Source organism: Stenotrophomonas sp. PS02298 (genome assembly GCF_029959445.1).
GTDB lineage: Bacteria > Pseudomonadota > Gammaproteobacteria > Xanthomonadales > Xanthomonadaceae > Stenotrophomonas.
This window is the reverse complement of the sequence record NZ_JASCOR010000002.1, coordinates 29833-39943: the sequence shown is the minus strand read 5'-3', so window position 1 is coordinate 39943 and position 10111 is coordinate 29833. Positions and strand designations below refer to the sequence as shown.

General features: G+C 63.5%; 11 protein-coding genes. All 11 read right to left on the bottom strand.

Annotation, left to right across the window (positions count from 1 at the left end; translation table 11 throughout):
• Positions 1–3 precede the first annotated feature (3 nt).
• Positions 4–1302 (bottom strand): hypothetical protein, encoded by a 1299-nt coding sequence (locus QMX78_RS00710; RefSeq protein WP_282265617.1) that lies wholly within the window; start codon positions 1300–1302, stop codon positions 4–6.
• A 3-nt stretch (positions 1303–1305) separates the two neighbouring features.
• Positions 1306–1986 carry a DUF6682 family protein gene (locus tag QMX78_RS00705; protein WP_282265615.1) on the bottom strand — a complete coding sequence of 227 codons (681 nt, stop codon included), beginning with the start codon at positions 1984–1986 and terminating at the stop codon, positions 1306–1308.
• Between the two features lies 1 nt (position 1987).
• On the bottom strand, positions 1988–2473 hold the full coding sequence (locus QMX78_RS00700) for a hypothetical protein (RefSeq protein ID WP_282265613.1): 486 nt from the start codon (positions 2471–2473) through the stop codon (positions 1988–1990).
• 112 nt (positions 2474–2585) lie between these two features.
• Entirely contained in the window at positions 2586–3032 is a 447-nt protein-coding gene (locus QMX78_RS00695) for a hypothetical protein (protein WP_282265611.1), read from the bottom strand.
• Between the two features lie 64 nt (positions 3033–3096).
• The gene (locus tag QMX78_RS00690; RefSeq protein ID WP_282265608.1) at positions 3097–4206 is read right to left on the bottom strand and encodes a N4-gp56 family major capsid protein; all 1110 of its coding nucleotides are present in this window, start codon (positions 4204–4206) and stop codon (positions 3097–3099) included.
• A 301-nt stretch (positions 4207–4507) separates the two neighbouring features.
• On the bottom strand, positions 4508–5482 hold the full coding sequence (locus QMX78_RS00685) for a hypothetical protein (protein ID WP_282265606.1): 975 nt from the start codon (positions 5480–5482) through the stop codon (positions 4508–4510).
• Positions 5469–7637: a hypothetical protein gene (locus QMX78_RS00680; protein ID WP_282265604.1), complete on the bottom strand. Its 2169-nt coding sequence runs from the start codon at positions 7635–7637 to the stop codon at positions 5469–5471. Before QMX78_RS00680 ends, QMX78_RS00685 begins: the two co-directional genes overlap by 14 nt.
• Complete coding sequence (locus QMX78_RS00675; protein ID WP_282265602.1) at positions 7637–8104, bottom strand: hypothetical protein; 468 nt, start codon at positions 8102–8104, stop codon at positions 7637–7639. The genes QMX78_RS00680 and QMX78_RS00675 overlap by 1 nt, the downstream gene beginning before the upstream one ends.
• Positions 8101–8280 (bottom strand): hypothetical protein, encoded by a 180-nt coding sequence (locus QMX78_RS00670; protein ID WP_282265600.1) that lies wholly within the window; start codon positions 8278–8280, stop codon positions 8101–8103. The genes QMX78_RS00675 and QMX78_RS00670 overlap by 4 nt, the downstream gene beginning before the upstream one ends.
• The gene (locus QMX78_RS00665) at positions 8280–8558 is read right to left on the bottom strand and encodes a hypothetical protein (RefSeq protein WP_282265598.1); all 279 of its coding nucleotides are present in this window, start codon (positions 8556–8558) and stop codon (positions 8280–8282) included. The genes QMX78_RS00670 and QMX78_RS00665 overlap by 1 nt, the downstream gene beginning before the upstream one ends.
• Positions 8555–10108 (bottom strand): DNA packaging protein, encoded by a 1554-nt coding sequence (locus tag QMX78_RS00660; protein WP_282265596.1) that lies wholly within the window; start codon positions 10106–10108, stop codon positions 8555–8557. The genes QMX78_RS00665 and QMX78_RS00660 overlap by 4 nt, the downstream gene beginning before the upstream one ends.
• Between the last annotated feature and the right edge of the window lie 3 nt (positions 10109–10111).

Genomic DNA, 10111 nt, shown 5'->3' with positions numbered 1-10111 from the left:
GAATCAGCGATCAATGTGGATGACATGAGCCACCGCCCTGTCGGTTACGGCCAGGCCTTGGTGCCTCGGAGCCTTCAGCGTGGTGATCACCTGCTGCATACCGTCGCGCTGCGCGAACAACGAAGCGCCCCGCTCAGCGTCGTGGATGGCAGCGCGGCCAGCATTGATGCTCTGAACAGAGCCGCCGGGCATGCCAATGACGTACGAGCCCCGCCGCGATAGCCAGATCGTGTAGTCGGCATCGTCAGGCATCCCGATAGCCTGACCAGGCACTCGCACGCTCGTGCCCGGCACCGCCCCCGCTGCATGCGCGTCCACCGGACTGAAATTGCTGGGGTCAGCACCAGCAAGCCAGTACGTTCTCTTGCCGGCGGCGATGAAGAGTCCAACGGCTGGCGTGCCCGCCCCAACCGGTTCAAGTAGGTCGATCCGATCGTCAAACCGAATCAGGTTGTGAGCCAAGTCCGTCATCCCAAAGCGAAGCGAGGGCGACCAGCGGAGCGTGCGACCGTCGGCCACCCAATGGCGGCCGTTGTGGATCCTTGTGATCTGGCCAGGTGGCAGCGGATCCAGCAGCTGCGTTGCAATCTTCACGCCCTCGGCAGCGGTGCCGATCAGCCAGGAGGCAGTGCCCGCCGGAACCCGGGCGGCTAGACGCAGCACCTGGTCGTCTGGCCCGCTCAAGTAGATCCCAACCTGCCCGCCTGCCGGCAGGCCCTGCAGCAAGATCCCCTGCAGGTCTGCCACTCGAATCTGCCGCGCCAGCTCGGCACCGGACTCTCTCCCGAGAGCATCCGTAACGGTGATTGCGAGCTGGTAGAGACCTGCAGGCAGCGCGTATCCGTCGACCAGCTCAACTGCGGGGACTGCTGGCGTTTCCGGCGCACCCCATCCATGAACGGATCGATCCAGAGCCATCAGCATTCCGCAGACGCTTGTATTGCTGAAGAACACTCGCTCGCCAACAGCGGCATAGCTCATCGGCAGGTTGCCGACGGTCTGGCCAAGCGGAGACACGCTTTCGTCAGCATCCAACGTGTGAAGCTGTCCGGCATCCACAAACAACCCGAACCCGAGCTCGTCGTGCGCCCAGAGGGAATGGGTGAGGACGCCGGTGAAACAGCTCTCGCTCCCCTGGCGGCGCTTGCCGTAGCCCGCTGTGGTCAGGTCGACGTTGTCTGCTTCGCGCAGCACGGTCGGCCGCCCGTTCTCATCAGTGGGCAGCCTCCCTTCTGGGGCAAGATTGTTCACGCCCGCGGGCCATGGCCCTGCCCGCGGCAACTCTTCCTCACGGATCTTCATGGGTTAAAACCAGTTCGGCTGAGTGCCGGTTACAGGGTCGATCGACAGCTCCTGCAGCGCGCGAGCTGTCGGGCGCGGGCCGAAATACTCCTCAAAGACGCCCATCTGCATGGCGGCCTCCTGCGGGCTGGATCGCTCTACGTCCTTCTTCATGAAGGCGCGGCCGCACGCCCAGTGCACCAGCTTGCGGTGGTGAATGGCGTCGATGACCGGCTCATCGTCATCACCCTCCATGACTTCGTCTGCCGCCGGCACGCGCCAGACGGTGAGCATCAGCTCAGAGGGCTCGCTCGGGATCGGTGACAGCGTGAGCGTCCTGCTCTGACGATCGCGCACCAGGTACTCAGGGCGCCCGGCTTCGGAGCGCCAATCACGACAAACGCCGTCCAGCGCTGCGGATGTCGTGCGCACCAGTGGCTTTCCCTGCGCATCGCCGAGTACCACCCGCCGAATCACGATGATCGAGGGGTGAAGCAGGTACTCCGCCTGCCCCGCCTTCAGCGCTATGCGGCAAATATCAGCCCGGCTGCTCTCCACAAGCAGCCGGGCCCGGATACACGCTTCCTCGACTGCCTCATTGAGGTGCTTGGTCAGGAGCTCATCGGACCAGAGGAAGGGCCCGACTTCATCGTCGAGGTCCTCGCGACAGTCCTCGATCAGCTGCCGGAGCGTGCGAGCTTCCATGTCATGCCTCGAGCGCGGCCAGAAGGAACTTCAGCGTGGTAGCACGCTGGTCAGCCTCGGGCTTGGCCTGCTCGATCTCCAGGGCGATTTTGATAACGGCCTTGTCGATGCCGCCCTTCTTCAGCTGGCCCTGCAGAGCCTGCCAGCTCAGGCCGTTCAATGCCTCGCCCTGCTCCTGCAGCTCCTTCGGCGGCGGAACTTGGCTATTGGCATCGCCGTTGGCTTCGCCGGTCGGATCATTTGCCGGCGGGAGGCTGCCGGTTCCCAGATCACCGCCTTCGCCGGTACCGGACGTTGCCGGCTGCGAGCCGGACACTGCCGCCACGGGCTTGGCCACGGTCGGCGGCAGCTCGGTCACGGCGATGTAGTACGCCTCGGGGATCTGCAGGAGGCGCTGAATGTGGTTGTTGTCCTCCACCACCGCGACGTGCTCGGAATCCGCGTTTGCCGGATCCACGGGCTTGAAGAAATAGACCTTGTCGCCCAAGTCGACAGGGGCGTTGGGGCGCTTGAAACGGCATGCGATCAACATTGTTGGTACTCCGAAAGCAGAAGGGCCCGCGAGTGCGGGCCCTTCTGTGGGTTGACGGACGGTGCTATCAGCCGGTGAACGTGGCCAGGCGCAGGATCAACTCGCCCTGACCAGTTGCCGGGGCGGTGCCCAGCTTGATGTAGACCGGACGGTTGACCGGACGGGAACCGATCGCCTCGCTCACCAGATGGCTAGTCAGCGGTACGAACGCGGCAGTGTCCGCCACGACTGCGGTAGCAGCGAGGATGGTGTTGTCGGCCGTTGCCGCACCATCGGGAGCATCCGGGACATAGATGCTGACGTTCTGTGCTGCCAGCTTGCCGCCGGCATCCAGCTTGGCGAACAGGCCGCTGCCCTGGGTGTGCAGTTTGTGGAAGGCCGGCAGCTCGCCGACAAGGACCAGGTCATTGTTCGCGCCAGCTTCGACCGGCCAGCTGAAGTCGTTGACTACCAGCTGGCCAGCGGCCGGCGCAGTGGCGCCGCTGTTGCGGCCAATCGCGAGTTTCGTTGCCATGTTGCTTCTCCTTCAGAGAACAGGATCCACCGCCGCCCGTCCATGGGCAGCGAATGGAAAGGGGTTAGACCGGGTTCGGGTTCGCCGCGGCGGTATCCAGGGCGATCGTGCCGAAGTCCTTGCCGTTGAAGCGGGTCTTCTTGATGCCGAAGATCGCGCCGGCGCAGATCTCGATGTCGTTGCCGTGATCCAACGGCACCTCGGACCAGTCGAAACGCAGGCCGTTGCCGGGCGAGCCAAACGCCAGCACCATCGCCTGGCGGCCCAGGAACAGCGCACGGGCCGCTGCCACGTTGTTGCCCGCGCCGAAGTCGTTGAAGCGCACCACCGACTTGTGCTTGTGCAGGATCGTGTTACCGATCATGCCCAGGTTGTCCTTGAAAATCGGGTTGCTCGCACCTTCAGCCGCGGCTGCAGCCTTCTGGATGTCGAGCCAGTTGCCCGCGTCAGTGGACGTCTTCAGGTCATGCGCCTGGAACGGGTGCATCACCACCACGAAGTGCTCACCGCCGGCGATGGTGATCGGCTGGATCTCCGCCACCTGCGTCGAACCACCGCCCTGCGACGCGGCCTTGGTGTTGGCGCGCTCGATCAACACGCGGCTCATCTTGCCCGCACTGGTCAACGAGGCCTTGCTGCTGCCATCGCCAAACAGGATGTGATCGGTATCGGGCGCTTCGAAGTTGTTGCCTGCACGCCCGGCGTAGTTCAGCGGGACGTTGTAGTCCTCATTGATGCCGCGGGAGCCGGAGCCGTACATGAAGAACAGCTCGTCGTAGAAGCGCGCCCAGAACTCGGTGAGGCGGTTGCGGCCGACCTTACGCAGGTCGTGGACGGTGCGCTTGCGGCTCATGCGGCCGCCGCAGCTCACGGGCTTACGCGCCTGGTCGATGAAGACCTTGTCGGTGAAGAAGTCGAGCTTCTCGCCCTTGCCCTCCGCCTTGGCGTCGCCTTCGATCACACCGCCGGACAGCTGGACCGACAGGTCGTAGCTGATGGTGTCGCCGGCTTCCTGCTCCAGATCGGTCTGCAGCATGACCGGCAAGGAGGTCTCCGACCCCTTGCCCATCATCTTGCGAGTCCAGTACGAGCTCTTGGAAACCGAAACCATCAGGTCTGCGGACCACAACTTCCGGGCTTTCGGGTCGTTCAGACCCACAATCGTCTGTGCCATGTTGCTTCTCCTTGGGAGATCACGGCACTTCTGCGCCTTCGTCGTTGACCCGCACTGCTGCGCAGGTATTCAGAAATTTCAGGCCCTGTTGGGCATAGGTCGTCTTGGCACCAGCCGCTCTGGTGACTGCTGCGCTGGGGCGTTGCTGGCTCTCGTCACGGTCACCGGCTCGTTCGATTCGACGATCACACGCGACCGCCGTCCGCTCTTCTCGATGAAGGTAATCGCGGCCCCGGATCCTGCCGGTATCAGCAGGACGTCACCTGGCTCGAGCGTGGTGTGCAGCTTGGGCATTGGCGCCTCAGTCGTCCGCGAACTGGCCCGGCAGATCCTTCAGGATCCGGTCGCGCTCTGCTTCGGACTTACCGGCCAGATACCCCTCGAGGTCCTCGATGCCCTGCTCAGCGGCAGCATCGACTGTGGCACGGGAAGACGGATCCGCAGCAGCCGGTACCGAGCTCAGCGTCTGCGGCACCTGATGGATCGGTGCGGCGCGATTGGGCTTGTCGGGCACCGGTGCCGGCGGCTGGTTCACCGCAGCTGCCGCGCCCAACATCCCCGCCTTTACCAGCTCCTCGCGCGCCTTCGTCAGGACATCCCAGTCCGTCAGCTGGACGTTGGCCACCGCCGCATCGTTCACTACCACTTCCATGGCGGTTGCCCACGCGGAGAACAGCAGCGGACTGGCAGCGATCACCGCGTTCTGGGGATCGCTGAGGAACTGGCGCTGCAGGTACGCCCAAGACTGATCCGAGTTCTGCTGGTTCAGCTGGGCCGTAATCTCGGCTCGGTCCTGGGCGCGCTCGAGCACGCTTCGCTGATCGCGCAGCTGTTCGTACAGATCTTCGTACTGGTCGTCCTCGACGTCGCCAGCCTTGTACTTCGCTTTGAGCCTAGTCAGCTGCTGGTTGATGCCTGAGATCTCGGTGTTGAAGTCGCGCGATTCCGGAGTGTAGGTCGGAACGAAGTGGGCCGGTGCCGCAGCAGCGGCCGGCGGCGACTGCACAGCCGCCGGCTCTGGGTTTGCTGCAGCAGCAGCGGCTGCTGGATCGACGGCAGCTGCAGTGCCATCGGTCGGCGCGGCGCCAGCATTGCCAGCACCACCGTCAACGGCGCCGGCAGCGGCCGGTGCGCCCTCGGCAACCGCGGCCCCGGTACCGGCCTGCGCAGCTTCGGCAGCTGCAGCAGTTGCAGCCTCATCGAGCAACTGGCGCTCGGCGTCGGTAGGCTCAAACTCGTTTGCGGCCAGAGCCGCGTTCTGATCAGGCTGCGACATGCGCGTTTTCCTCTTGGGATTGGGTGCTCATCAGGCGGTCAGCCGCCGGAGCAAGGGGGAGTAAAATTTCGAGGAGCTCGGCGAGATTGAGCGCGTCGCCCTTCGACTTGAGCTGCAGATTCTTGACCTTGGCCATGAGTTCCTCGCGCTTGGCTTCGTCCAGGCCAACCTTGGCCATGCGCTCGCGCAGCGCCACGTCCCGCTCTTGCTGCTCGGCCTGGTTGCGAGCGATCGCTTCTGGGCTGTTCGGGTCAATCTCGTCCTCGGTCTGACCGGTGATCTTGCGGATCCGCTTGACCACCTCGTCCTTGCCCGGCATATCGATCATGTCGAATGCGAGGTCGAGCAGCTGGATGGACATATCCGGCGGCAGCTTGCCCAGCATGTCGAAGAACTGCTCGGCGAAGGCCTGACGCATCGTCTCGCGGAAGTCCTGCTGGTCGACAACGAAGTCGGCGTGATTGCGGCTGATGTCGTTGTCGACCACCCAGACGTTGTTCAGCGTGTCCAAGCGCAGCTTGTTGATCGCCCGCCAGTCCACGCCCTTCTGCTCGCCCACAATGCGGAACTGCCGCTCTTCGGTCATGAATTGTTCGGTCAGCGACAACTGCTTCTCGCCGCTGATCTGGATGCCCAGGCGGTAATTGTCGAACAGCTCGGCCGTCGAAACCGCACCTTCTTGCTGCTTGGCCAAGATGGCCCGGCCGCTTGCGGCGTTGGTCTCCCGGCCCAGCATCTCCCGATTCACGCCCATGCCGTCATGGATGTGAGCTGCGTCGAGCTCCAGCAGCTTGATCTGGGCCTCGGCGACGTCCAGGTTGCGCTCGACTTTGATTCGCTGCAGGCCGCCGGACTGCAGCGGAATCACGCCGTTCGGCTTGGCCAGCTCGCGCTTGACCTCTTCGATACGGTCCTCGTCGATCGAGCCTGCCTCGTAGAACAGCTGATTGGTGCTGAGCGCCCACAGGAGCTTGCTCATGCGCTTGTTCAGATCTTCCTGCGAGTCACGGACGCCCCGGACCAAGCCGTACTCCATACCATCGCGATTTCGGCGATAGCACCAGTACGGGGTGTACGGGAAGTTGCCGTGGGCGAAGGGGCTGCGCTTGAGCTGCAAGAGCCCCTCTTCCGTGAAGATGGCGCACCACATTTCTTCGACCACCGCGTCCGTGATCGAGTAGATCTCCGAGCTCGATGCGGCCATCTCGGCTTGGGCAGCGGCGTGCTGCTGGTCGGCAGGGTCGAACCGCTCCCCTCGAAAGTCGCCCCCCCAGATCCGCCGGTGCGTAACGGGCTTGCGGAACCAGCATTCAAGCAGCCGCACGCGCAAGCGACTGCGCGTATCAAGCGACGTGCGGCCAGTGATCCTTCGCCCACTGACTTCGTGGCCACGGCTGTCATATCGCCGAAAGACCTGCGGCAGATCGATCTCGTCTTCCCACCCGGCGTCGTCGCCATCGAAATGATCGCGCGCCGCGCGGTTCACGATCTCGACCCGCTCCGGGAACATCGCCTCGGCGTAGTCTAGGTCCGCAAACTTCTCCCGGATTACGAACCTGCAATCCTTCAGATCAAGCGCGCGGCTGCACGGATCTCGCCGCATCTGCCGCCACGGTACGTGATTGACCATCACCGGCTCGTCTGAGCGGTCTGTGCGGATCGACTCTTCAGTCCAGCCACAACCGGCGATCGCGGCGTCCTTGAACGCCAACGAGCGCTCCCACGGCACGCGGTTGGTGTCGCTCAGGTACTTGAGCAACTCGCCCTTGACGGTGGCCAGCTCGACGTCGTCCTCCGAGCGCGGGTGCACCACCCCATCGATGCGGGTCCGACGCTCGGTGCCGATAACCCAGTCCAGGGCCATCTTGATCTTGTTGTAGGTCAGCGGCGCCTGGTGGCGCGCGGCCAGAACCTGCCGATCGGCGTCAGACCATTGGATATGGTCATAGAAATCGTAGTCGAGCATCTGCTCGATCCGATTGTCCAGGTGCGCGTCCAGAGCCGAGTAGTAGTAGTCCAATACCTTGGCGTGCACCTGCCTTGACTCACGAGAGTCGAGGAAATGCTCCGGAGCCTCCGGCGGCGCAACCGATGCGAAGTCAGCCATCCCCGGCACGTGAGCCGGCTGGCTGCGGACGTTCTCGATGGTCTGCATCAGTTCACCGCCTGTCCGTTGATCTTGACGGTCATGCCGAGCCGGCTCATCTCGGCCAGCCACTGCTCGCGGGTCTTCTCTTCCGGCGGACGCAGGTTCTTCACGTCTTCGCAGAACTCAAGGATCGCGTCGTGGATCCGGTGCCGATAGGGCGCGGCATCGATGCCATAGAGCGCAGCCGAAGCGTTGGCCAGGCGCGAGGTCATGTCTTCGATCCTGTGCATGCCACCGCGATCGCGGTCCTCGGGTCGGAACACCCAGAAGTCCCTGAACGGCACCACATAAGCCGGGCAGCCGGTGGCAGGACCTCCTGTGACGGGGTCCTCGGTGGCGATGCGGCGGTTCTCGTTGCGGATATACAGCGCCGCGTCGTCATCTCCGTCGCGGGTGATGTGGGTGAGATACAGCGACAGGTCTCCCTTCTTGCCGCACCACACAAAGCCCTCAGGCGCTAGCTGCAAGCTCATGCGCGCGCACCCAGCAGCTGCAAGGCAGCATCAAGCTCTTCACGCACAGCTGCAGCGGCCTCATCGGCCGAGAGCACATGATCCTCGACCACGGTGCCGTGCTTTTCCCCGCCGGGCAGGTAGCGGGTGTATGAACGCGCCTGCTGGATATGCAGGGTGAGCTGCTCGTCCTGCATCAGTGGCGCTCCCGCATGAGGTCCGCGTGGATCCGCTGCGCGATCAACGGGTCGGTGAAGCGAACCTCCTGGGCGATCCGTTCCCGCACCGTGCGCGTGGCCAGCTCGGTGAACTCTTGGCAGCCGCGGTAATCGACCATCGTTTCGTCCGGCCCGCGCCGCAACATGAAAGTCAGGCTTACAAGCTGGCCCTCTTCGGCAGCAGCCAGCAGCATGCCCAGCAGCTCCTCGAGCTCCTCTTTGGTGGGGTGATTACGCTCGCGCGCTGAAACGGTCATGCGGTTCTCCAGTTGTCGTTGTTCAGCGCTCGGCTCTCGCCAACTCGGCGCCCCGTACTGCTGACGTATCCCTGGGCGGCCTGACGGAAGCCGTCGGCCGGATTCGATGCCCAGTCATGCTTGGGCATGTCCGAGAAGGTCTCGGTCTTTTCGTTCCATGCCTTGTGGTACCGGCGCAGGCCCTCGAGGCCACCTCGTCCGTTCCCTGCCTTGGGCGGGCCGCAGCGCGTCTTGTCGAAGCGGCACCGAGGCAGCATGTTGCGCACCATGTCGATGCCCTCGGTGATGTCATCAATCCGCGGCACCACGATGATTGGCTTGATGCCCAGTTTGTTTGCCACCTGGACCCGGTTCTCGTTGGCCGACCAGTCCTCATTGGCGCCATCGTGTGGCCAGTAGTGCTTGCCGTACAGGTAGCCGCGCTCCTTCAGCACCTTGGCGTAGTGCGAGACACCAAAACCGGAATTTTCGTAGTAGTCCACGAAGTCCAGCCACGGGCCGTTTTCCTGCATGAACCAGATGACCGTGGTGTCGCTGCGGCCGATGTCCCAGAAAGTGTGGATCGGCACTGCCGGGTTGATCGGCAGCGAGGTGATCCGCCCTTCGTTTGTGGCCGCGGCCATCTCCTTACCGTAGTAAGCGCCCTCGGTTGACGCCTCGAAGGCCTCCTCCGGTGTCGACGGGTGCTCGCGCTTCATCTTGTCGCGCTGATCACCCGCCTTCTTGACGTACCAAGCCTTCTGACGGTCAGAGAGCTTGTAGTTCATCTCCGCCTCGACCTTGGCGAAGTAGAGCTCGTCTTCCGCACCGAGCTGAACCCCCTCAGGGTCCAGTTCGTTGATCGGGTCCCTGAACCACGGATAGAAATGGAACTTGTAGTCCATCACCGTGAGCTTCGCGGTGCCGGCGCGAACCTGTCTGTCCAGCTCCATCGCTGTCTGGCAACGATCGTAGAAATCGCCCGACGCGCCGTAGGCGGTCGATTCGATGATCACGATATTGCCAGGCGCGATCGCGTTCAATGCGCCGGACGACACTTCCTGCGCTGCCTCTGGCCGCTGTGCACACAGCGGGCCGTACTCGGAGATGTGCAGGAAGGTCAGCGTGCCGCCGCGATGCGACACCGAAACTTCGATGCTCGACCCGTTGGCAAGCTCCAGCACGCCGTCGCGCATGTCGCGGCGAACAGCTGGTCGAACAGCCTTCAACCAGTCCGGCAAGTTGTCATAGGCATACAGCACCTTCTTGCGAAAGAACTTGGCAGCGTCGCCGGCCGTGTGAGCTACCACGCCCGCCTGCGTGTTCTTCTTGAACAGCGCCATGTCCAGGGCGCGTATGCATGCCAAGGTGGTGATGCCGTGCTGTCGAGACTTCAGCACAAGGTTGAGCGTGTGCAGGTTGTCATCGAGGTCGGCCTGCACCTCGTTCACCTTGAACAGCACCTTCCGACCGTACTTGTCGGTGATGTAGTACAGGTTGTTGAGGCGCCACCAGCGGTCAGACAGCTTTTCGAGGAAGCGGCTCGCCTCCTGGTCCGTCAGCTCGGTCACCGA